The sequence below is a fragment of the Halobacillus sp. KGW1 genome (assembly GCF_001592845.1).
Lineage (GTDB): Bacteria > Bacillota > Bacilli > Bacillales > Halobacillaceae > Halobacillus.
Genome location: NZ_LSOC01000002.1, coordinates 392,262 through 413,414, shown reverse-complemented (window position 1 = coordinate 413,414; position 21,153 = coordinate 392,262). Strand labels below are relative to the sequence as shown.

Here is a 21,153-nt window from a genome sequence, read left to right as displayed (position 1 = left end):
TTCTACCTCCTAAGTCTTGGATCGAGGGCGTCCTGCAGCCCGTCTCCGAGTACGTTAAACGCGAACATCGTTGCAGATATGAAGAACGCCGGGAAGAACAGGCGCCACCAGTCTCCGGAAAGAATGACTCCAAGCGCGTCGTTCGCCATCATTCCCCAGCTCGCGTACGGCGACTGAATGCCGAGTCCGAGGAAGCTGAGAAAGGCTTCCGCGAAGATCGCGGATGGAACTGTCAGCGTCATCTGTACGATGATCGGGCCCATCGTGTTCGGAAGCAGGTTCTTCCGGATGATCCGCTTCGTCTTCGCTCCGAACGACTGGGATGCCATAACAAATTCATTGTGTTTCAACTGCAGGACCTGTCCGCGGACAATCCTCGCCATCCCTACCCAGCCGGTGACGGTGAGTGCGATGATGATGGTCAAAAGACTTGGACCCATCACGACGAGCAGCAGGATAACGACAAGCAGATAAGGAAGACCGTAGAGGATTTCAATGATCCGCATCATCACGTTATCCGTGCGGCCGCCCTTATACCCGGAAATCCCTCCGTAGGCGACGCCGATGAAGAAATCGATCAGGGCCGCCATGAGACCGACGAATAAGGAAATTCTCGCCCCGTACCATGTACGAGTGAAGACGTCCCGGCCGAGTTCATCCGTGCCGAACCAGTGGCTCGCAGAAGGCGCCTGGTTTTGGTTGGCCAGCTGCGTCTCCGACACGCTGTGCGGGGAAATCCATGGACCGATCACCGCCATGATGCCGAGCAGCACAAGGAAAACGAGTCCGAACATGGCAAGCTTGTTCTGTCTGAGTCTCCGCCAGGCATCGGCCCAGTAGGACAGAGACGGCCGGACGACCGATTCTGCCTCTTCCAAGTCCTTCTCCTTCGGACGGAACCATTCATCGGGGATCGATGAGTGGTGGTTGTTTGTGTGTTCTTTCTCTAAAGCCGGCATTCCGTCATCGGCCCCCTTCTTTATGTAATTTGATTCGAGGATCGAGTATTCCGTAGGCGATGTCTACAAGGAACAGCATGAAAACGAGAAATGCGCTGTAGAAGACCGTCGTTCCCATGATGACTGGATAATCCCGCTGGTTGATTCCTTCGACGAAATATTTGCCCATCCCCGGGATGGCAAAGATCTTCTCGATGACGAACGTCCCGGTTAAGATACCGGCAAGCAGCGTCCCGAGTATGGTTACAACGGGCATGAGCGCATTCCTTAACGCATGCTTCACGACGACTTTGAAAGGCGACAATCCTTTTGCCCTGGCCGTCTTAATATAATCCTGCGTCAGCGTCTCCAGCATGCTCGATCTGGTCAAACGGGCGATAATTGCCATCGGACCGGTCGCAAGTGCAATGATCGGAAGAATCATGTGCTGGGGCGAACTCCACGTCGCCGCAGGCAGAAGTCCTGCATTGACCGCCAGCTGCTGGATCAGGAAGGTCGCAAGTACGAAGTTTGGAATGGAGATCCCAAGAACGGCGAGTGTCATCGCCAAGTAATCAATGACGCCGTTATGTTTAAGCGCGGCCAGCACACCGAGGACGATTCCGGATACGACGGCAATCAATATCGTCCATATCCCGAGCTCTGCAGAAATCGGAAAACCTCTGCTCAGCAGCGAGTTCACCGAATCATTCGGCTGCTTGATCGATGGACCGAAATCAAGCGTCACAATCGATTTCAAATAGAGAACATACTGGACGGCAAGTGGTTCATCGAGGTGGTAGAACTCCTCCAGGTTCTGCTGGACGGCTGCATTCGTCGTCCGCTCTTCGTTAAGTGGAGACCCCGGAATGGCATTCATCAGGAAAAACGTGAGCGTGGCGATGATGAACACCGTCACGACCATATAGGCGAAGCGTTTCAAAATATAGGTAAACACAGCTGTCCCCTCCTAGCTTGATGTGGCCCGCATAGCGAGGTCTGTCATGACGAGCATCGCCTGATAGGCTTCCTTGATATCCCGGGCTTGAAAGTGGACGGTCGTCGAATCGGATGCCAGAACGGCCCCCGGCATCATGGCCGCCCACTCGGCTTGTCCATAATTCATGAATTCAATGGCGAGCGCCGGACTTTCCGACGCTCGTAAAGGTGGAACGTTGGATCGGTTATGTATCGCTTCTTTCGTTTTCTGCTGCAGCAGTTCTCCCGCTTTTCTCGGAGTAAGGCTCTTGACGGCTGCCCGTGTGATCGTTTCTTTGACAGCTGCCGTCGTCACGTTCGGCAGGAGGTCTTCCGCTTCCATCGCAGCCTGATCATCCCCTGCGACCATCAGGACAGGCACACCGTAGTGACCTGCCATGTAGGCATTGAAGCCGAGTTCCCCCACCGCCCTCTCGTCCACGTAAAAGTTACGGACCCCGAAGGTCATGGAGTGGGACAGTACCCCTTTCATGGCTGCGCGTGCATGGTAGCCGATGAACATCGCTCCGTCGAAGCTCTCATCGAGCCCTTCGACCATCGAATAAGGTTTCGCTCCTCCCGTAATCAAGAGAACGTCCGGATGCAGGTCATCGATAAGCAGATTATTCATTTTGGAATGGCTGTCATTGACGAGAATTTCCGTGGCTCCGTTTTCATAGGCCGTATGTAGGACGTAATTGACTTCTTCCGTCATTATTTTTCTTGCCCGTTCGTAATTGTGCTTCGACGAATCGACGAACGTGTGATCTGGAATACCCGTGATCCCTTCCATATCAACGGAAAGGTATAACTTCATCCCGACTCCCCCTTTTTTGTCAATTTTTATAATTTTCAATTAATTTAACAATAATTCCACATATTTGCAAGAGTACAAATACTTAGGATAAGTGGATGAGCCTGTAATACAAGGCTTTTGCCTATATCATTTTTTTCTAAAACTTAGGAAGTTTTAACTTTTCACATAAAAGGTAAATAGCACCAAGGAATATAATAAAGGAGTGGTAGTCCATGAGTAATCCTGCTGGTTTTTGGGTGAGGGTCGGGGCGAGACTTCTGGATGGATTGATTCTTTTCCTTGTCATCAGTCTGGTCTCCTGGCTCATCTATGGCAGCTTCACCTCCACGGATGAGTATCGTCCGACCAACGTCATCGGTCTGCTTTATTGGGTTCTGGTTCCGACAATATGGTCGGGATACACGATTGGAAAGCGAATCACAGGCGGCATGCGGGTAGTGAAAGCAGATGGGAGCGAAGTCTCGCTCGGCACCATGCTGTTGAGGGAAGTGGTAGCAGGACTCGTGTATGTCGTGACCTTGGGCATCGCCCTGATCGTCAGTGCTTTCATGGTCGGGATGAGGGACGATAAGCGAGCTGTCCATGATTTCATCGCCGGCACGTATGTGACGTACGACGCACCGCAGGGAGCCTCTGCGGAAAATGCAGCAGAAGTAGAGCTGTAGGAAGAAGCAGCCGACCTCTCTTCCTCCCAAAGAAGATAAAAAGAAGGTGGAACCAGATTGCTGGTCCCACCTTCTTCTTTTTATCTTATGTATAAAATTTCATATGGGGCATCGCCTCTTTATAATACGCGAGCCGCTTTTCGAGCGTACCGGTGTGGAGTTCGAACTTATGCCCGTCGGGATCTGTGAAATAGATCGAGCTGCCGTCCCGTGTGTCCCTCGGCCTGCCGCTTAGTATGGGGACACCGAGTTCAAGAAGCTCCTCATATGCGGACTCCACTTCCTCTTCTGCAATCGTAAACGCGATATGGGTATAGGACTGATGAATCTCTTCCCGCGGAATATTCTTTTCCTCATTCAAAGCAAGCCACATTCCGTTCAAATCCAAATAAGCCGTCGTCCTCCCCTTCACGAGTAACTTCGCTTGGAAAACCTCCCGGTAAAAAGTGATCGAGCGGTCCAAATCGGCGACAGAAAACAAATAATGATTGACCGGTCCTATGTTCATAAGCGCTCTCCTCCTGTTTTGGAACGCTTCAACGTCTGCAGCAAGTGATAAAGCAGCGAATAAAAAACTATGACGACGATGGAAGCTTTCACGTTCTCCTCCCATAGAATCGAATCTCCAGCTATGTAATGATAAATAGAAAGCAGACTCCACAAGACAAGGAAACAGAATAAGTAACTGAATGTTCGTGCAAAACTCATAAAAAACGATCCTCCCTTCCTTCATTATAGAGGAAGAACAGGAAGTCTCGTCAAGGTTTCATAGAAAAACCCCCATGCAGCGAGCCGCACAGGGGATCCGGTTTATTTCTCTACCTTGTTTCCTTCATAAATATTCAAATCCATCGGTGCAGTCAGCAGTTCCTTCGCTTTTTTGACGAAGTTCTGCAGATGGGAGGATTTATTGTGCTCCTCCATAGCGGCGGCATCTTTCCAAATTTCAATCATCTGATAGACGTTTTCTTTTTCTGTGTCTTTCATGAGATTATAGAACACGTTGCCTTCTTCTTCACGGGAACCTTCCATAAGCGCTCTTGTCGCCTCCAGGAATTCCGGCTTTTTCTGTGGATCCACCTCAAGGGTTGCATGAATGATGTACATGGGATCTCCTCCTTTTCACAACTATCAAGACTCCTCCACGAAGGAAGGATTTATAGAAAACTATACGCCTCCTGCCCACAGGAAATCAAAAGATTTGTTTATGGAGTCAGAGTCAACGTTTCCCCTTCGTAATCGGTCATACTCGTCTTATGGTATCCGCCTTCCACCCAATCCATCATCTGGTCGTGGTACCAGTCGCTCCGAAAGTGACCCGACTGGCCGGGACCAACGATGTGGTAGGCTTCTGTTGGATCTTCCATATCGATGACAAACCGCCACGAGGCACCATGATTGACGATCCCGTCATCGTTGAACCCTGCTGCCCTGACCGTCACACGGCTGCCGCTGACAGGCTCCGGGTCGCCGGGGTTCAGGAAGCGTTCGAGAAAGCCGATGCTGGAAAGCGGATGCGTGAATTCAACCGCGTGCCCGTCCCCCCACGTCCAGGCGGAAGGATCCTCCCCATACATTTCCGTCAGTTCCGTGATCGTCTTTCGGAACGACGACTCCAATACTTCTTCCACCCCGCCGGCCTTTTCCATCCAGCGGGACTCTTCCCCATCCTGGACCATGCGAAGCAGTTCGTCCGTTGTCTGCGCAGATCCGCCGAACAGACCGCGCATGTCTTTTGAAATATCCTTATACAACACGTCCTGCATCGTCAACATCCAATGGTGGAAAATGAGCGGCTGAGCAAGTCCGGCATCGTCTTCCAAATTCCAGTCCTTCATGAGGGCGAGGCTCTCTTGTTCGATGTCGTTCCAATCCCCATTCATCGTTTCCGTCATATAGCCGAGGAATTCTTCCGCCTGCAGGTTCTTCACATCCATCTGCATCGCCTGAAAGTCCTCCGGCGTCATGTCATCCTCCGCCTGAATCATTTCAGCGATCCGCTCATATCGATAAGGCTGTGCCCAGTTGTGACTGATATGATAGGGATAATCGTCGTTTGTAATTTTGTTATTGGCTGTCGCGATAAAGCCCTCTTCCGGATTGACAGACGTCGGCAGCTCGTCGAAAGGAATGAATCCTTTCCACTCCGTTTCCTTCTTCCAACCCGGGAGCGGCAGCAGCGCGTCATCCGGATTTTCATAGATGGGAATGCGGCCGTTCGCTTTATAGGCGATCGTTCCATCTTTATCGGCAAACACGAAATTTTGAGCAGGAGCGAGGAACTTCTCCAACCCTTTTTCAAAAGAAGACCAATCATCCGCCCGGTTGATCTCCATGACCGCTTCCAGCTCCGTTGTCGGATCGAGCGCCGTCCACCTTAGGGAAAGCACCTCATCCTTGCCCGTCTCTTCGGCAAATTCGCTGATGACCGGTCCGTGACGCGTTTCCAGCACCTCTAATTCGACCGTGTCTCCATCTTTGACCTCAATCGGTTCGGCGATCACCTCCGCCTGCTCCCACTCCCCTTCGAATTCGAACTGCGTAGGATCGTCCGGATTACGCTTTTCTGCGTAAAGCTGCTGCACGTCCGGACCGACGTTGGTTACCCCCCATGCGATATCTGCATTATGACCGAGGATGACCCCCGGCACTCCCGCGAAAATAACGCCCGAAACCTGGTAATCAGGAGCCTCCAGCTGCATCTGGTACCAAATCGATGGTGTGGCGATTCCAAGATGCGGATCGTCCGCAAGCATCGGTGCGCCCGATTCTGTCCGCTCCCCGCTCACGACCCAGTTGTTGCTGCCATTGAACGGCTCCGGAATGACTGCCTGTGCAAAGCTCTCTTCCATATCCACTGCTGACAGGACGGTCGGCGCATCTTCCGGGTATGATGAAAACAGCTCGTACGCCTCTTCTTCATCGAAGTTCTGCAGAAGGTACGCATGGAACGCCTGCCGCTCCCAGTGCCCGCCTAAGTCAAAGGCCATATACTTGCCGATCGTGATGGAATCAAGCGGTGTCCAAGGCTCCGGTTCTATGCCCATCATTGCAAATTCCGGCGGGAGCGGCTCTTCTTCCATAAACGTATTGACCCCATCTGCAAAAGCCTGCAGATCACGGATCGTCTCCTCTGAATAGACCTCCAGCGACTTTTCTGCCGCCCGGCGCAGACCCAGTGTCCGGAAATAACGATCCTGATCCACCGTCGCTTCCCCGACGATTTCGCTCAACCTTCCCGATGCCTGCCTGCGAGCAAGCTCCATTTGAAACAGGCGGTCCTGAGCCTGCACGTACCCTTGGGCCCGGAATAGATCCGCTGTATTCTCCGCTTTTATATGAGGAACCCCGTCCGCATCCCTTGTGATAGTCACTTGTCCCTCCAAACCGTCCAGCTGCTTTTCCCCGCTGACCTGCGGCAGGCTGCGGTTTATGTAAACGTTTACAAAAATAAGCGCCGAAACGACTAATAAAACGATAACCCCCGCGGTCCACAGCGTCACCTTCTTCCATCTTTTCCTGCGTGGTTGATGGTCGTCCCATTTCCTTACCGTCTCCACTGCACTCATCCCCCTTTTCTCCTATTATACCTTACTTGTTCCGGAAGAATGCGAGAACTTATGATTACTAGATTGACCATTCGGGTAAACTACACCCATATGCTCGACTTGGAGGTGCTTATGATTATGGAAAAAATAAATATCAGCAATACTTCTATGGAAGCAAGCCGAATCGGTCTTGGAACATGGGCGATCGGCGGCTGGATGTGGGGTGGTACCGACGAGAAGCAGTCTATTGATACCATCCATAAAGCGCTGGATCATGGGATTAACTTCATTGATACAGCTCCTGCATACGGCTTCGGTCATTCCGAGGAACTCGTAGGAAAAGCCGTCAAAGAATATGGAAACAGGGAGGATATTCTCCTCGCTACGAAAGTCGGCATCGAATGGAAAGAGGACCAGGCGTTCCGTAACGCCAGCAAAGAACGGATCCATCAGGAAGTGGAGGATTCCCTCCGCCGTCTGCAAACCGATTATATCGATGTTTACCAAGTGCACTGGCCGGATCCTATGACACCGATCCACGAGACGGCCGAAGCGCTTAATTATTTATATAAACAAGGGAAAATCCGCGCCATCGGGGTAAGCAACTTTTCTCCAGAGCAGATGGATACGTTCCGGGAAGCGGCTCCTCTGCATACCCTGCAGCCGCCGTACAACCTGTTCGAGAGGGACATTGAATCAAAAACGCTCCCTTACGTTCAGGAACATGACCTGACATCCATAACCTACGGATCACTGTGCCGCGGACTTCTCTCCGGTAAAATGACCGCTGACAGGGAGTTCAAAGGCGATGACCTTCGTAACAACGATCCGAAATTCCAGCAGCCGCGCTTCAAACAATATCTGGATGCCGTGCACGAACTGGATCAATTGGCGAAGGATCGTTTCGGCAAGAACGTCCTTCATCTCGCTCTCCGCTGGGTACTCGATCAGCCTGGATCCGGCATCGCCCTCATGGGAGGACGGAGACCGGACCAACTGGACCCTGTTCAGGAAGTGAGCCATTTTGAAATCGATCAGGAGACGCTGCAGGACATCGATGAGATTCTGCTGAAACATGTCAAAGACCCCGTCGGACCGGAGTTTATGGCCCCACCTGATCGTCAGGAACTTGGTATGAAATAAAGGACAGAAAGTCGGGCTCCTCTGAGACCCGGCTTTTTTAAATGAACCGTTGCTGAAACCGAACCGTTTGTTTATCGTAAAGTAGATGTACGAAAGAAAATTTAGGAGGAAATGAACGATGGATGTATTGATTTGGGTAATTATCATCGCGTGTTTCATCGCGAGCTTTGCAAGCATTATTTTTCCGATCATTCCCGGACCGCTCGTCTTGTGGATCGGATTTCTCGCTTACTATTTCTTTTTGAACGGAGGAGCCTTATCGATCTTCTTCTGGATCGGCATGGTCATCTTGACCGTTCTGTTAATTGTTTCTGATATCATTGCCAACAGCTACTTCGTCAAGAAATACGGAGGCAGCAAATGGGGAGAACGGGCGGCAGCTGTCGGTGTCATTGTCGGTTCTTTCATCATCCCCCCGTTCGGCATCCTGATTGTGCCGTTCCTGGCCGTCATTGTCGTAGAGCTCATCCAGAAAAGAGCTGCAGAGGAGGCATTCAAGGCGGCCGTCGGCTCTCTATTCGGGTTCCTAGGCGGCACCGTGGCGAAAATCGTAATTCAAGTCATCATGATTGTATGGTTCTTCCTGGAAATTTAATTAAGGCCGGGCTTCCATTTAAATATAACCATAAAAGAAACGGGTCTGCGCAGACCCGTTTCTTTTCTAATTCTTCTTATTTATTTCCCCATCCCTTTCAGGAAGGCTAGGAGCATCGTGATGCTGCGGTTGATTTCCGGATCTTTCAGCACTTTGGCAAGGTCGAGGATCGACGTTTTTTCTTTGTATCCTTCCCCCTCCATCTGTTCAATCCCGTTATTTAATCGGGAAGAAAGGTCGCGCAGGCCGGATACGTTCAAATCTCCAAGCAGAAAGATGAGCTCTGGGATGTTGTTCAGTAAGGGTTCATACTGGTCTTTATCAATTTCCTTCACCACATTGGCAAGCGCCTCGTCTTTCGCCTTCAAGAAGGCCGTCGCTGTATCCAGTGTCCCTTCCTCATCAAGCGTCCGGAGCAGGCGGATGCCTTTCAGGATGGCATCCTTATTGTCAGCGACCGCTTCCCTGACTTCCTGAACATCTTTTTCGATCTGCGTATCCCGGGATATTTCCATCCGCTTAATATTCGTGATCGCCTTCGCCATTCATCGTTCCCCCTGACTGCCCGGGAATACATAATCTTCCCGCTGCCATTTTTTCTTCACCTGTACACTGATCTGTGGTACTGGATCGCCTCTTCGGTGGTTGTTGGAAGGAATCGGTGATTTCCCTTTCTTCTTCAGCACTTTCATTTTGACCGCTATCTCCTTATATGCCGGGGTATTGCTGTCCTTGTCAACACGGTTGTCTGTCAAATAATTGACCGCTGATTTTCCGTTATCATTCAAAGGCAGGAAGATTTCCTTGCCGCGGACGCGGTCGGTAACGGTGACGACCCCGGTCGCTTCCCCCGCCTCCGATATCAGCTTCACTTCCGCTCCTTCTTCGATACCACGCTCTTTTGCAAGTTCCGGCGAGATTTCGATGAAGGCGTTCGGCGTCTTGCGCCGGATACCCTCTGACTTATAGGTCATATTCCCTTCGTGGAAATGTTCCAGCAGGCGGCCGTTGTTGACGTGAAGGTCGTACTCCTCATCCGTGTCGTACATCAATTCATACGAGAGAGGATACAGCTTCGCCTTCTTATCGTCGAATGGAAAACCGTCGAGGAACAAGACAGGCTGATCACTTCCGTCTTCGGCTACCGGCCACTGCAGCGACTGATACCCTTCGAGGCGATCATAGCTTACGCCCGCAAACAACGGGGCAAGTCCTGCCGCTTCTGCCATGATTTCTCCCGGGTGACTATAATTCCAGTCATAGCCGAGCCGCTTGGCAATCAGCTGGATGATCTGCCAGTCCGGCTTCGTTCCTTCCAGCGGATCAAAGCTGTTGTAGAGCCTCTGGATTCTCCGTTCGGTATTCGTAAACGTCCCTTCCTTCTCCAGACTCGGGGAAGCAGGAAGAACAACATCGGCATATTCTGCCGTCTTCGTCAGGAATAGGTCCTGTACGATGAAGAGGTCAAGCTTCTCAAAGGCGCTTGTGACATAATTGATGTTCGCATCAACGACGCCGGTATCTTCTCCCATGACATACATGGCAGATAAGTCCCCTGCATGGATCGACTCGATCATTTCATGGTTGTCCATCCCCGGGTCCTTCGGAATAGAGACGCCCCATGCTTTCTCATATCTGGCACGTGCTTCGTCGTCTGTTGTCTTCTCATACCCCGGGAAGAAGTCAGGCATACTGCCGAAATCACTGCATCCTTGGACATTGTTATGCCCGCGCAGCGGATAAGCGCCAACGCCGGGACGTCCATAGTTCCCTGTAATAAGAAGCAGGTTACTGATTGCCGTACTCGTGTCACTTCCGAGCATATGCTGCGTCACACCCATTGCCCAGCATATGACGACAGATTCTGATTCAGCGATCTCCTTAGCGACATCTTTAAGCTCGGATACTGGAATACCGGTCAAGTCACTGGCATATGCAAGCGTAAACGGCTCCAGGCTCTCCCGATACTCCTCAAACCCGTTCACCCACTGATCCAGAAACTTTTCGTCCTGCCAGCCCTGATCGAGAATATACTTCGTCACGGCGGAAAGCCAGACAAGATCCGTTCCTGCTTTCGGACGGTAAAAGCGGTCCGCCCGCTTCGCCATTTCATGCTTACGGAGATCGAAGACGAAAAGCTTCTGGTCAAAAAGCTTCTGGGAACGCTTGATACGGGAAGCGAGCACCGGGTGGGATTCTGCCGTGTTCGAACCGATAGTAATGACGAGCTTACTCTTCGCTATATCATCGATGGATCCTGAATCGCCGCCGTAGCCGACCGTACGGAACAAGCCTTTCGTCGCCGGTGCCTGACAGTAGCGGGAACAGTTATCGACGTTATTCGTCCCGATGACCTGGCGTGCCAGTTTCTGCATCAAGTACGATTCTTCATTGGTCGCTTTGGACGAGGAAATGAATGCGAGGTGATCGGCTCCTCTTTCCGCTTTGATCTTCTCCATCCGGTCCCCGATGAAGTCGATCGCTTCTTCCCATTCCACTTCCTCGAATTGATCGCCGCGACGGACCAGCGGCTTGGTCAGACGCTCATCACTGTTGACATAGTCCCAGCCGAACTTCCCTTTGACACAGGAGGAAATTCCGTTTGCCGGAGACTGGGCGTTCGGTTCCACTTTAAGAATCTGGCGGCCCTTCGTCCATACGTCAAACGAGCAGCCTACCCCGCAGTACGTACAGACGGTCTTCGTCTTGTCGATCCGGTCCTCACGCATCGCTGCTTCCGAATCGGATACGGCAAAGAGCGGACCATACCCCGTCTCCACTTTCTTCGTAAGCTGGATCATCGACTTCAGTATGCCGGGCTCGGTATCCGTAAGAAAACCGGCTTCGCCCTCCATGCCCTTCTCCATCATTGCGTTACAAGGACAAACAGTCGAACACTGTCCACAGTTGACGCAGGAAGACTGATCGATCGGAACATCATTATCCCAGATGACGCGTGGTTCTTTCCTGTCCCAATCGATGGTAAGGGTTTCATTGACCTGGACATCCTGGCAGACTTCTACACATCGTCCGCACAAGATACACTGATCCGGATCATACCGGTAAAAGGAACCAGATTCATCCTTCTCATAGCTCGTCGGCTGAAACGGCCGCGACTGGTGCTCCAGTCCGAAATCCGCCATCGTGTTGTGAATCTCACAAGAGCCGTTATTATAGTCACACACCGTGCAGTAAAGCTCATGCTTCTCAAGAATCCGGTCCAGCGATTCCTTCTGGGCTTTATGTACGTGAGGTAGTTTCGTCTGGACTTTCATACCTGCCTTGACTTCTGTACCGCAGGCACGCGTAAGCTCGCCGTTCACCTGGACGATACACGTATCACACGTCTGGATAGGTCCGAGGGATTCGTTGTAGCAGATCTGCGGCACCTGTTCCCCTGTCGTATTGATCAAATCCAGTAAATTTTGTTCCGGGTCTGCTAAATATTCTGTTCCGTTGATGGTCACCACTGTGTGCTCATTCAACCGAAACGCCTCCTTTCGATGATTCCTTGATTCGACTCGGGTGTGTATAAACGTTCATCCGCCTTCCACGGACGAAGCCGACGGCCGTTATATGGAGGTCCTCGGCCAGCTGGAGAGCGAGGTCCGTCGGTGCCGATTTGGACAAAAGGAAACCAATCCTCATCTTCGACACCTTCAATAACACTTCCGAAGATATCCGCCCGCTGAACAGGACGGCGAGTCCCCTGTGTTCCATTCGCTCCATCAGGAGGTACCCGTAAAGTTTGTCGAGGGCGTTATGCCGTCCGATGTCCGTGTACGCCTTCACGAGCTTCCCGTCTTTCGCAATGGCTGCCTGATGCACGCCGCCGGTCTCGCGGAACGTCTCTGCTTCCCTATGGAAAGCATCCATCATGCGAAAACAGGTGTCCGGCGTATAAGCGGTATCATCGACCGCCGTCCTCGCCGTAGCAGCATCATTCTTGAAATAGAACGCCCGGCTCTTGCCGCAGCAGGAACCGATCCACCTTTTCTGGCCTTCCCCGCTGACGGCAATCGGTCGATGTGTTTCTGCGTAGGCGATACCGCGGTCCATGTCGATCGTAAGCTTTTTGATCTCGTCTGCTTTCCGGATGAGCCCTTCCGATGCGAGAAAACCGGTGACAAGGACTTCCAAATCGATCGGTGTACACACCATCGTCGCAAATTCGTTGCCGTTAATAAAGATGGTCAATGGATATTCCACCGCCACGATATCTGACTTTCTATCTGCTTCTTCTCCTTCATAACGGTCGATCGTCCACGGTGTCGTCTCCATTCGGATTCCTCCAATTACCAAAGTCTACCTCTATATATTCCCATTATTTCGACAAAACAAACGCCCGCCACCGTTCTGGTGACAGGCGTGCTGACTGCATTCTACTATCCCGTTACTTCGCTGATTCCCTTCCCATTTCCTGCTTCGCCGGCACTCTTTTTTTTATACTGGAAAAGCAAATAAAGCACGACTGCTCCAATCATACCGATCAAACCGCCGCTGAAGCCAACCAGCCTCTCATGGAAATGATCGATAAGCACACCCGAAATGAACATGACGAGGCCGATTTGGACATTCGTCCAGGATTCAATGCGGCCGAACACCCGGCCTTCTTCTCCGGCAGGTGTCGATTTCATAATGTAACTGTCCACCACCGCACCGGCTGCTCCACCAATAAAGGAAACAAAGAAAAATGCAGCTGCGAGCAGCGGGAATGATGTCATTTGACTGGCGGCTGACTGTCCGGCTCCTTCCATAAAAAGCAGCAAGAACGCATAGGTCAATAAATGCTCTCCCTTCAACCTCCTGGTCACATAAAAGCTGATCATCATCCCGGCTCCGAGTGAGCCGTACAGCAGACCGACCCCCAGTTCTCCAAGGCTGAATAGCCGCTCGCCATAAACGGTAATCATAAGATTGAACACACCGTCCATCGCTGCTCCTATCAAAAGGAACGCCACCGCGAAACCGATTCCGCCTTTCCAACGGAACTTCGGAGGAGAAGCTTTTGTGACAGAGACCTTGCGCTTATCCTTCAGCGGCAGCAGGAATAATGCAGCGCCAAGAAACGATGCCGCATTAAGAAGGAAGGCGAGCGAGCCGCCGAATAAGTAGCTGACGATCCCACCGGTGATCGAACCGCCGATCAAAACGATACCAAGAAGCGCCTGCTCCCGACCGTTGACATCAAGGATATCCTTCTTCTCCACGATTTGTGCAATCATACTTTTTCGCACCGGCTGATAAAACGCCTCTCCGCTTGCCAGGACGACCATTCCGACAAACAGGATCCATACGTCCGCTTCTGATCGGACAAACAGAAAGGATAGAGCAAACGGGAGACGGCACAAATCGGTAAGAATCAACAGACGCTTCTTGCTCCATCTATCCGCCAGCCGTCCCGCAAACGGCGAAAGAAGCAGATAAGGGAGGACGCGAAGCCCCAAGGCTGCCCCCACCGCCATTCCCGATCCCGTCAGCTGCAAGAGAAGCGTCAGTACAGCCACCTGGCTGAAACGATCCCCGACGCCGTTTACAATTCCAGCGTAAAATAAATATCGATATGGATGATTTTTCATTTCCCTCCCCCTTATTAGACGAATATCTAATTAGATATTCAAAAGAAAACCGCCCTTCCAGGAGCGGCTGCATCCGGTCTCAGCCAATATGATCGGGAACGACCACCGGCCACATAGCTTCCGGGTTGCGTTCATACTTCCCGTTTTCCCTGTACACGAACTGCTGCATGACCCATTCTCTTCTCAGCGTTGCGGGATCATCGAAGAAGGTGCGGATATACGCATTGATGTCCTTCTCCTCATACACTTCGCCTTGTTTTAATCCCTTTACGAAATAGCTGAGAACGACATTTTTCTTCTTCAACTGACTAGGCAGGTGCTTCAGCTTTCCATCTATCGTGATGAAACTGCGGATAATCTTTCTTTGGTCGGAGTCATCGACATGAAGTTCCTGCGCCTTCCATCCGCTGTCGTCCCCAATCCGAAGAATCGCTGTCGACATCATCTTCAGCCGCTCCTCATCCAAATGGAAGTACACCGTATTTTTATCGCGCCTGGCATACACCATCCCCGTATCCTTCAGCTTCTTCAAATGATGGGTGATCGTCGGCGGCTTTAAACCGAGCTTTCCTGCGATCGCCTGCCCGTGCAGCGGCCCCTGCCTTAGCATAGCGATAATCCTGAGCCTTGTCGGGTCACCGACCGCCTTGTGGAAATGAACCATTTTATCCAGCTGCATCCCTTTTCCTCCTCAACTAATTTAATGTGTATCTAATTAGATGATAATTAAATTAGGTCGTTAGGTCAATGTTTTCTTTCATAAAAATGGTATAATAGAAAAGAAGTATCCGAGTTTAGGATAAACAAAAGTCATGGTACTGGAAAGAAAGGTTGATCGTTGTTGGCTACTATAAAGAAAAAAAGAATACTTCGAGAAGTAAGATTCCTCGTTATGATCACGATCGGTGCGATGATCGCAGCCGCGGGTCTTGAATTCTTCCTCGTCCCGAACGACATTCTCGACGGAGGGGTCATCGGCCTTTCCATCATCGCTTCGGAACTTACCGGCTGGACGATGAGTATCTTCCTCATTCTCTTGAACCTGCCATTCCTATACATAGGCTACAGGAAAATCGGGATGAAGTTCACGATGCATACCCTCTACGGAGTCGTCGTACTCTCGTTAAGCACTGCTTACCTTCACCATTTTGAACCGGTGACAGATGACCTGTTCCTGGCAACGGTGATCGGGGCCGTCATTCTCGGCACAGGGGTCGGGCTCGTCATCCGAACAGGAGGAGCACTCGATGGTACAGAAATCATCGCCATCCTCGTCAGTAAAAAACGGCCGGTTTCCGTCGGCCAGTTCATCATGGTCGTCAACGTATTCATCTTCATACTGGCCGCGCTGCTCGTATTCAGCTGGGAAACCGCCATGTACTCGATCATTACGTATTATATTGCTTATAAGATGATCGACATTGTCGTGGAAGGGCTGGAAGAATGGAAATCGGTCACCATCATTTCCGAGAAACCGGAAGAGATCGCCGACTCCCTTCTCGACCAGCTCGGCCGTGGAATGACGTATATTCAAGGGGAAGGGGTCTTCTCTAAACAGCCGAAGAAAATTATCTACACGATCGTATCGCGGATCGAACTGTCCACTGTCCGCTCGGTCGTCGATGAAATCGATCCGAACGCCCTCGTCGCCATTGAAAACACGACAGACGTACGCGGGTCCAACTTCGACACCGGCTCTCCCCACTAAAACCAATCGGCGCAACATAGGCAGTAAAAACAAAAAAGAACTTCCAAATGGAAGTTCTTTTTTGTTTATTTATGCACTTTTCGGAGCTGGTCTTCCGCCATCCTGCCGAGGACGGGCAGATGATAGCGCCCTCCCTGATAAGCCTTGTACATAAGAAACAGCCAAAGGATGAAGGAAACCGGCGCGATCAGGATGCTTACAAGCAGGCCGAGGACGGGAACGAAATTCAGCACGATGGTCAGAAGGAAAATCCCTCCGAAGACGAAAATCGACTGGACAGCGTGGAAGCGGATCGTCTCGTTCTCTTTCTCGATGAGCAATAGGACAGTGCCTGTGATAAAACCAAGCAGATAAGCTAACAGACTGCCGACATTCTCCTGCAACCCTGTGGATGACCGCCGCGGACTCATTTCCTTCGGCCCTGGAGCCATTTCGACCACTCCTTCTTCCATAATAAGAGCATAGGATGTAAAAAAAAGTTTTCTGATTATTCTGTAATTTTATTATACGAAGGATGTCGAAACCCGTCAACAAAAATCGAAAAATAACTGCTTCCTATCCAGCACGGCGGGAAACAAGAAGAAGTGCACGGAAGAGATCGGGATCCGGAGAATAGAGCACTTTCCGTGAGTCGTGCCATTTCCCGGAGTCCGCTCTTGCCCCCATCCCCTCTTCATTAAAGCTCCGGCCTTTTAGAAGTCATAGTCCTCTTCCCTCTTCTCCAGCATCTGCTTGTACGTATCGGCAAGCAGTTTCGTATCTTCGACGAGACGCTCGATCCGAAATAGAACGTCATCATTCACGATCTCTTTCCCTCGGAAGTCCTCTTCGACGAGAAAAACGAACGTCTGGACGATCTGTGCTTTCATATAGGACAGGATCGGTTTCAGCTGCTGCTCTGCAATCAAATAGTGCTTGGATGAGCCTGCCGTGACGACAATGCTTACGACTTTATCAAGGAAAGCATTGACCGGAAGCATGTCGAAGACGTTCTTCAGCGCACCGGGAATGGATGCTTGGAATATCGGCGTGCCGATGATCACAGCATCGGCTTCCATGATCGTTTTTGTCACGTATCCGGCATCCCCTTCGTATTCCAAGTAGTTGCGTCCATCGCTGTATGGAATGTCATACTCAGCCAGATCAAGCAGCTCAAAGCTGGTATCCGGATATTTTTGTTTCCACTCTTGCTCTACCTGTCCCAGCGCGGTTCTTGTTTTCGAACCGACGACGGAACCGGAGATCGCTACCGTTTTCATCCCTGTATTCCTCCTTGTTTCTTCTTTATTTTCCTTTGGTGTATTTACGGACAGCGGGCAGGATTTCTGTTCCAATCAGATCGATGTTCCGCTTCAAGTGCTTCAAGGGCATGCCGCCGAAGTCGATTTGAGCCAGGTAACGCTGATGTCCGAACACTTCCTTCTGATAGAGAATCTTCTCGATGATCTCCTGCGGACTGCCGACATTGATGACGTTCCGCTTGTCTCTCGCCTGAGCAAAGACCTGCTTCGGAAAACCCTGTCCGTTCGTCTTCTTTATCCCTTCGTTTATATACGGATACATCGTACGCAGTGCCTCCTGTGTCGTATCTGCGGCAAAGAAGAATCCGGTCGTTCCCACAGGCAGTTGGGCAGGATCAAATCCATGCTCCTCCGCGGATCGACGGTACGCCTCCACCCTGCTTTGAAACACACCTGCCGGACCTCCAAGGGCGGCAAGCATCATCGGAACGCCCGCTTCTCCCGCTTTCCGGGCGCTTGCAGGCGTTCCTCCGACCGCCCGCCAAATCGGAAGAGAGCCGTTCTTCGGCCGCGGCAGCACTTCTGCGTTTCTGAGCGGCTTGCGGAATTCCCCGCTCCAGTTGACTACTTCTTCCCTGTTCAATTGAAGAAGAAGGTCGAACTTCTCTTCGTATAATGCCTCATAATCCCGTACATCATAACCGAGCAGTTCAAACAGTCCGACTCTCGATGCACGGCCGGCAATGATTTCCGCCCGGCCGTCCGATATAAGATCGATGGTCGCAAAATCTTCATACACCCGGACCGGGTCCGAGGTGCTGATGATGGTCGAGGAGCTTCCAATTTTAATGTTCTTCGTCGCCTGAGCAACAGCAGAAAGAACCACGGCATGGGCCTGGGTCGCAAAATAATCCTGATGGCTTTCTCCGACACTGAAAAAGTCGATGCCGGCTTCATCTGCCAGTTCAGCCACCTCTATAATTTCCTGTATCCTTTGTTTTGCTGAAATACGTTCGCCTGTATTCGGGTCCGGAAGGTGATCGCCGAGCGTGTATAGCCCGAACTCCAATCCCTGCTCCGGATTAATTCGATAGGACTGCATCGTCATACCTCCTGGTTGAATGATCGTTCCCTTTCATTATGCGCCTCGATGTGGAACGTGTGAAGAACGCACTTCAAAGTGGTATAGTATACTTAAAGAAACTGTGGAAGGAGGAACCCTTTTGAATCCACAATTATGCCGCGTGGATGACGCGCTCCAAATCCTTGTCGGGAAATGGAAGCCGATTATCCTGCTGCACTTACTTGAAGAAGATACCCTCCGTTTCAGTGAATTGAAACGCCTCATTCCAGGTATTACACAGAAGATGTTGACCAATCAGCTCCGGGATCTGGAAGAGGAGGACATCATCGAACGGGTCGTCTACCCTGTCGTGCCACCGAAAGTCGAGTATTCGATAACGGAGTACGGCCGTACGCTTCACCCTATTCTTGATGCCATGCATTCATGGGGAACCAATCATCTCCAACGCAAAGAAGCCAAACATAAATAAAGACCGCCTGGAGTCTATCTCCGGCGGTCATATTTGTTTGTCTGTCGGCATGACGATCGCTGCGATGATGTAGATCAGCCACGTCATCCCCCCGGTGAAAAAACCGGAGACAACGAGCAGGATCCGCAAGAGACTGACATCAATGCCGTACATCTCACTGACCCCTCCGAGCACTCCTGATACTTGGGAATCTTTCGTCGAACGATAAAGCTTCTTCATACCTTCTCCTCCTTCCACCTAAAATAATTCCTGTACGTAAGAAAGCGTGGGCACAAGCCTGTTCTCCCCGACCATCGCTTCCAGCTCCTGCCGTGTCACCCACCTGCCCTCCCTAACTTCGCCTTGCTGCAAGACAACCGCTTCTTCCTTAAAATCGTGCTGAAAAACCCAGACATCCATGAAATCTTGAAACTCCGGTCTGCATACAGATTTCTCCAACGAACCGGATGCATCCTGCAGATCGATACCGATTTCTTCCTTTACTTCCCGAAGCGCTCCTGTATAACTGTCTTCCCCTGCAGTCACCGATCCACCCGTTCCTTCCCAGTACCCGCCGAAATGCTTCTCCGGGGCACGCTTCGTCACGAACACTTCTCCCCTGCTGTTTTTAATCCAGACATGCACAACTATGTGATACTCCCCGGCAGCCATCGGCCGGCCGCGTTCCACCGTTTGCCCTGTCTTCCGGCGCTTTTGATCATAGATATCCCAAAGTTCGACTGGAGCCATCTCCCTTCATGCTTTCGTATAAATCATGACAAAATGAAGCACCGCTTCTTCTTTTCCCCTGTTCCGATATCCGTGCGGCTGGTCAGCGTGAAACTTGATCGAGTCGTGGACGTTAAGCGGATAGACTTCCTCTCCTACCACGACTTCCGCCACCCCTTCCATGACCGTCACGAACTCGATCACACCAGGTTGATGGGCTTCCGCAGTGTAAAAGCTGTCCGGTTTCAGAAAAGCACGATGCGTCTCCAACGAACCGTAGCCGGAGTTCGTAAACATGGGTTCGAGCGTCAGCGATTCATCTGCGCTCAATACTTTACGGCCCTCCTGCCTTCTCGAAATGACGACCTCTTTACTGTCAGCGACCAGCGCCGTGATCGGGATGGCGAGTCCGTTTGCGATTTTCCAAATGATCGTGAGAGAAGGGTTCGCCTCCCCGCGTTCGATCTTGCCGAGGGTCAGTTTGCTGACCTGCGTCTTTTCCGCCAGGTCGTTCAACGACATTTCCTTCTCTTTGCGGATATTCCGCAGTTTCTTTCCGACATGTTTGGCGAATGTTTCCGGGTTTTCCCAATGTTGATTATAGTCCATAGCATTCTTCTCCTATTTTTATGTTGCCGAAACACCACGCATTAAGTATATTATAATAAACCTAAACAAAACTATAATATACCAAAAGGGAGTCCTATTGTTATGAAAGAGCTGTTACTTGGCATCATTTCCTCGATGTTTTTCGCTGTCACGTTCATTTTGAACCGTTCGATGGAACTGGACGGGGGCAGCTGGATGTGGAGTGCTTCCCTCCGATTCCTGTTCATGATTCCGTTCTTATTCTTTATTGTACTCGGTAGAAGAAATCTCCTACAAGTGTTTTCTGAAATGAAGCAGGCCCCCCTGCAATGGCTTACATGGAGCTTTGTCGGATTTGTACTTTTCTATGCGCCGCTTACCTATGCCGCTGCTTACGGACCTGGTTGGCTTGTCGCCGGAACGTGGCAGATGACGATCGTCGCAGGCATCCTTATCGCTCCCTTGATTGTGAAAGGCAAGGGTGTCATGCAGTGGCGGGCACTCGCGATCTCTTCCATCATCCTCTTCGGCGTATTCTTGATACAATTCGAAAAGGCCGCCGACACGACATTTCTTGAATGGGTCGTCGGAGTGCTTCCTGTGCTTGTCGCCTGCTTCGCTTACCCGCTTGGTAACAGAAAAATGATGGCCGTTTGTGGCGACAGGCTGGATACGTTCCAGCGCATTTTCGGGATGACGCTTGCCAGTCTGCCGTTCTGGCTTGTATTAAGTGCCATTGCCGGCGTTCAAGCAGGCGCACCGAGTCCCGGCCAGGTCGTACAGTCGCTGATTGTTGCGGTTTCCTCCGGAATCATTGCCACAACCCTGTTCTTTTTTGCAACGTACCGCGTCCAGCATCACCAGGGGAAGCTGGCTGCTGTGGAAGCGACACAGTCGACGCAGATCCTGTTCGTCATTGTCGGGGAAGCGTGGCTGCTTTCCAGTCCGCTGCCGAGCGGCCTTGCTCTTCTCGGCGTCTGTCTGATTATGATCGGGATCGTCATCCATACGCTGTTCATGAGTTTCCTGAACAAGCAGGCCTCTCCCGTCCAAGCGTTGTCCAAAGCCGAGTAAACAGAATGGTTGGTCTCT

General features: G+C 51.2%; 24 protein-coding genes. 6 read left to right on the top strand and 18 right to left on the bottom strand.

Annotated features, from left to right (window positions below):
• Window positions 1-2: 2 nt before the first annotated feature.
• From AXG56_RS02785 to AXG56_RS02775, 3 genes are read right to left on the bottom strand one after another with little or no spacing between them, the layout of a single operon-like run.
• A complete protein-coding gene (locus AXG56_RS02785) occupies window positions 3-959 on the bottom strand; it encodes an ABC transporter permease (protein ID WP_008637502.1) in 957 nt (318 codons plus the stop codon).
• A 4-nt stretch (window positions 960-963) separates the two neighbouring features.
• Entirely contained in the window at window positions 964-1,896 is a 933-nt protein-coding gene (locus tag AXG56_RS02780; RefSeq protein WP_008637501.1) for an ABC transporter permease, read from the bottom strand.
• 12 nt (window positions 1,897-1,908) lie between these two features.
• Window positions 1,909-2,733, bottom strand: a complete 825-nt coding sequence (locus AXG56_RS02775) for a M55 family metallopeptidase (protein WP_008637499.1) — start codon at window positions 2,731-2,733, stop codon at window positions 1,909-1,911.
• A 212-nt stretch (window positions 2,734-2,945) separates the two neighbouring features.
• Here AXG56_RS02775 and AXG56_RS02770 point away from each other — a divergent pair, with 212 nt between their 5' ends.
• The gene (locus AXG56_RS02770; protein ID WP_026578519.1) at window positions 2,946-3,398 is read left to right on the top strand and encodes an RDD family protein; all 453 of its coding nucleotides are present in this window, start codon (window positions 2,946-2,948) and stop codon (window positions 3,396-3,398) included.
• An 85-nt stretch (window positions 3,399-3,483) separates the two neighbouring features.
• Here the strand turns inward: AXG56_RS02770 and fosB are convergent, their stop codons facing one another.
• The 4 genes from fosB to AXG56_RS02750 form a co-directional block, all read right to left on the bottom strand.
• Complete coding sequence (gene fosB / locus AXG56_RS02765) at window positions 3,484-3,906, bottom strand: metallothiol transferase FosB (protein WP_026578518.1); 423 nt, start codon at window positions 3,904-3,906, stop codon at window positions 3,484-3,486.
• Window positions 3,903-4,106: a hypothetical protein gene (locus AXG56_RS02760; protein WP_062513155.1), complete on the bottom strand. Its 204-nt coding sequence runs from the start codon at window positions 4,104-4,106 to the stop codon at window positions 3,903-3,905. The genes fosB and AXG56_RS02760 overlap by 4 nt, the downstream gene beginning before the upstream one ends.
• A gap of 102 nt (window positions 4,107-4,208) precedes the next feature.
• The gene (locus AXG56_RS02755; protein WP_062513153.1) at window positions 4,209-4,505 is read right to left on the bottom strand and encodes a putative quinol monooxygenase; all 297 of its coding nucleotides are present in this window, start codon (window positions 4,503-4,505) and stop codon (window positions 4,209-4,211) included.
• A 98-nt stretch (window positions 4,506-4,603) separates the two neighbouring features.
• Window positions 4,604-6,967, bottom strand: a complete 2,364-nt coding sequence (locus AXG56_RS02750) for a penicillin acylase family protein (protein ID WP_062513151.1) — start codon at window positions 6,965-6,967, stop codon at window positions 4,604-4,606.
• Between the two features lie 117 nt (window positions 6,968-7,084).
• Here AXG56_RS02750 and AXG56_RS02745 point away from each other — a divergent pair, with 117 nt between their 5' ends.
• Both AXG56_RS02745 and AXG56_RS02740 read left to right on the top strand, forming a co-directional pair.
• Window positions 7,085-8,089 (top strand): aldo/keto reductase, encoded by a 1,005-nt coding sequence (locus tag AXG56_RS02745; protein ID WP_008637481.1) that lies wholly within the window; start codon window positions 7,085-7,087, stop codon window positions 8,087-8,089.
• Window positions 8,090-8,207: 118 nt separating this feature from the next.
• Window positions 8,208-8,684, top strand: coding sequence for a DUF456 domain-containing protein (locus AXG56_RS02740; RefSeq protein WP_008637477.1), 477 nt, complete (start codon window positions 8,208-8,210; stop codon window positions 8,682-8,684).
• An 80-nt stretch (window positions 8,685-8,764) separates the two neighbouring features.
• On the opposite strand, the gene AXG56_RS02735 is transcribed toward AXG56_RS02740, so the two are convergent.
• The 5 genes from AXG56_RS02735 to AXG56_RS02715 all read right to left on the bottom strand — a co-directional run bounded on the left by AXG56_RS02735 (window position 8,765) and on the right by AXG56_RS02715 (window position 14,942).
• Complete coding sequence (locus AXG56_RS02735; protein ID WP_008637472.1) at window positions 8,765-9,229, bottom strand: DUF1641 domain-containing protein; 465 nt, start codon at window positions 9,227-9,229, stop codon at window positions 8,765-8,767.
• Window positions 9,230-12,169, bottom strand: a complete 2,940-nt coding sequence (gene fdhF / locus AXG56_RS02730) for a formate dehydrogenase subunit alpha (RefSeq protein ID WP_062513148.1) — start codon at window positions 12,167-12,169, stop codon at window positions 9,230-9,232.
• A complete protein-coding gene (gene fdhD / locus AXG56_RS02725) occupies window positions 12,162-12,965 on the bottom strand; it encodes a formate dehydrogenase accessory sulfurtransferase FdhD (RefSeq protein WP_062513146.1) in 804 nt (267 codons plus the stop codon). Before fdhD ends, fdhF begins: the two co-directional genes overlap by 8 nt.
• Before the next feature lie 104 nt (window positions 12,966-13,069).
• Entirely contained in the window at window positions 13,070-14,263 is a 1,194-nt protein-coding gene (locus tag AXG56_RS02720; protein ID WP_062513144.1) for an MFS transporter, read from the bottom strand.
• 79 nt (window positions 14,264-14,342) lie between these two features.
• Window positions 14,343-14,942, bottom strand: coding sequence for a metalloregulator ArsR/SmtB family transcription factor (locus AXG56_RS02715; RefSeq protein WP_008637459.1), 600 nt, complete (start codon window positions 14,940-14,942; stop codon window positions 14,343-14,345).
• A 162-nt stretch (window positions 14,943-15,104) separates the two neighbouring features.
• Here AXG56_RS02715 and AXG56_RS02710 point away from each other — a divergent pair, with 162 nt between their 5' ends.
• Entirely contained in the window at window positions 15,105-15,971 is an 867-nt protein-coding gene (locus tag AXG56_RS02710; RefSeq protein ID WP_062513142.1) for a YitT family protein, read from the top strand.
• A 65-nt stretch (window positions 15,972-16,036) separates the two neighbouring features.
• Here the strand turns inward: AXG56_RS02710 and AXG56_RS02705 are convergent, their stop codons facing one another.
• The 3 genes from AXG56_RS02705 to AXG56_RS02695 form a co-directional block, all read right to left on the bottom strand.
• Complete coding sequence (locus AXG56_RS02705) at window positions 16,037-16,402, bottom strand: DUF4870 domain-containing protein (RefSeq protein ID WP_008637454.1); 366 nt, start codon at window positions 16,400-16,402, stop codon at window positions 16,037-16,039.
• A gap of 261 nt (window positions 16,403-16,663) precedes the next feature.
• Window positions 16,664-17,230: an NADPH-dependent FMN reductase gene (locus tag AXG56_RS02700; RefSeq protein ID WP_062513140.1), complete on the bottom strand. Its 567-nt coding sequence runs from the start codon at window positions 17,228-17,230 to the stop codon at window positions 16,664-16,666.
• Window positions 17,231-17,255: 25 nt separating this feature from the next.
• Complete coding sequence (locus tag AXG56_RS02695) at window positions 17,256-18,314, bottom strand: LLM class flavin-dependent oxidoreductase (RefSeq protein ID WP_062513138.1); 1,059 nt, start codon at window positions 18,312-18,314, stop codon at window positions 17,256-17,258.
• 121 nt (window positions 18,315-18,435) lie between these two features.
• Between AXG56_RS02695 and AXG56_RS02690 the strand changes: the two genes are divergently transcribed.
• Window positions 18,436-18,765, top strand: coding sequence for a helix-turn-helix domain-containing protein (locus AXG56_RS02690; RefSeq protein WP_062513136.1), 330 nt, complete (start codon window positions 18,436-18,438; stop codon window positions 18,763-18,765).
• 27 nt (window positions 18,766-18,792) lie between these two features.
• Here AXG56_RS02690 and AXG56_RS02685 read toward each other — a convergent pair whose 3' ends face one another.
• From AXG56_RS02685 to AXG56_RS02675, 3 genes are read right to left on the bottom strand one after another with little or no spacing between them, the layout of a single operon-like run.
• Window positions 18,793-18,984 carry a PspC domain-containing protein gene (locus tag AXG56_RS02685; RefSeq protein WP_026578509.1) on the bottom strand — a complete coding sequence of 64 codons (192 nt, stop codon included), beginning with the start codon at window positions 18,982-18,984 and terminating at the stop codon, window positions 18,793-18,795.
• Between the two features lie 18 nt (window positions 18,985-19,002).
• The gene (locus AXG56_RS02680) at window positions 19,003-19,494 is read right to left on the bottom strand and encodes an NUDIX domain-containing protein (protein ID WP_062513135.1); all 492 of its coding nucleotides are present in this window, start codon (window positions 19,492-19,494) and stop codon (window positions 19,003-19,005) included.
• 6 nt (window positions 19,495-19,500) lie between these two features.
• Window positions 19,501-20,082 (bottom strand): XRE family transcriptional regulator, encoded by a 582-nt coding sequence (locus AXG56_RS02675; protein WP_062513134.1) that lies wholly within the window; start codon window positions 20,080-20,082, stop codon window positions 19,501-19,503.
• Between the two features lie 102 nt (window positions 20,083-20,184).
• Between AXG56_RS02675 and AXG56_RS02670 the strand changes: the two genes are divergently transcribed.
• The gene (locus tag AXG56_RS02670; protein WP_026578507.1) at window positions 20,185-21,135 is read left to right on the top strand and encodes a multidrug resistance efflux transporter family protein; all 951 of its coding nucleotides are present in this window, start codon (window positions 20,185-20,187) and stop codon (window positions 21,133-21,135) included.
• Window positions 21,136-21,153 lie beyond the last annotated feature (18 nt).

Bases quoted from the DNA above. Each gene is read 5' to 3' on its own strand.
- AXG56_RS02785 (WP_008637502.1), bottom strand. From the start codon at position 959: ATGCCGGCTTTAGAGAAAGAACACACAAACAACCACCACTCATCGATC.
- AXG56_RS02775 (WP_008637499.1), bottom strand. From the start codon at position 2,733: ATGAAGTTATACCTTTCCGTTGATATGGAAGGGATCACGGGTATTCCA.
- AXG56_RS02770 (WP_026578519.1), top strand. From the start codon at position 2,946: ATGAGTAATCCTGCTGGTTTTTGGGTGAGGGTCGGGGCGAGACTTCTG.
- fosB (WP_026578518.1), bottom strand. From the start codon at position 3,906: ATGAACATAGGACCGGTCAATCATTATTTGTTTTCTGTCGCCGATTTG.
- AXG56_RS02760 (WP_062513155.1), bottom strand. From the start codon at position 4,106: ATGAGTTTTGCACGAACATTCAGTTACTTATTCTGTTTCCTTGTCTTG.
- AXG56_RS02755 (WP_062513153.1), bottom strand. From the start codon at position 4,505: ATGTACATCATTCATGCAACCCTTGAGGTGGATCCACAGAAAAAGCCG.
- AXG56_RS02750 (WP_062513151.1), bottom strand. From the start codon at position 6,967: ATGAGTGCAGTGGAGACGGTAAGGAAATGGGACGACCATCAACCACGC.
- AXG56_RS02745 (WP_008637481.1), top strand. From the start codon at position 7,085: ATGGAAAAAATAAATATCAGCAATACTTCTATGGAAGCAAGCCGAATC.
- AXG56_RS02740 (WP_008637477.1), top strand. From the start codon at position 8,208: ATGGATGTATTGATTTGGGTAATTATCATCGCGTGTTTCATCGCGAGC.
- AXG56_RS02735 (WP_008637472.1), bottom strand. From the start codon at position 9,229: ATGGCGAAGGCGATCACGAATATTAAGCGGATGGAAATATCCCGGGAT.
- fdhD (WP_062513146.1), bottom strand. From the start codon at position 12,965: ATGGAGACGACACCGTGGACGATCGACCGTTATGAAGGAGAAGAAGCA.
- AXG56_RS02720 (WP_062513144.1), bottom strand. From the start codon at position 14,263: ATGAAAAATCATCCATATCGATATTTATTTTACGCTGGAATTGTAAAC.
- AXG56_RS02715 (WP_008637459.1), bottom strand. From the start codon at position 14,942: ATGCAGCTGGATAAAATGGTTCATTTCCACAAGGCGGTCGGTGACCCG.
- AXG56_RS02705 (WP_008637454.1), bottom strand. From the start codon at position 16,402: ATGGCTCCAGGGCCGAAGGAAATGAGTCCGCGGCGGTCATCCACAGGG.
- AXG56_RS02700 (WP_062513140.1), bottom strand. From the start codon at position 17,230: ATGAAAACGGTAGCGATCTCCGGTTCCGTCGTCGGTTCGAAAACAAGA.
- AXG56_RS02695 (WP_062513138.1), bottom strand. From the start codon at position 18,314: ATGCAGTCCTATCGAATTAATCCGGAGCAGGGATTGGAGTTCGGGCTA.
- AXG56_RS02685 (WP_026578509.1), bottom strand. From the start codon at position 18,984: ATGAAGAAGCTTTATCGTTCGACGAAAGATTCCCAAGTATCAGGAGTG.
- AXG56_RS02680 (WP_062513135.1), bottom strand. From the start codon at position 19,494: ATGGCTCCAGTCGAACTTTGGGATATCTATGATCAAAAGCGCCGGAAG.
- AXG56_RS02675 (WP_062513134.1), bottom strand. From the start codon at position 20,082: ATGGACTATAATCAACATTGGGAAAACCCGGAAACATTCGCCAAACAT.
- AXG56_RS02670 (WP_026578507.1), top strand. From the start codon at position 20,185: ATGAAAGAGCTGTTACTTGGCATCATTTCCTCGATGTTTTTCGCTGTC.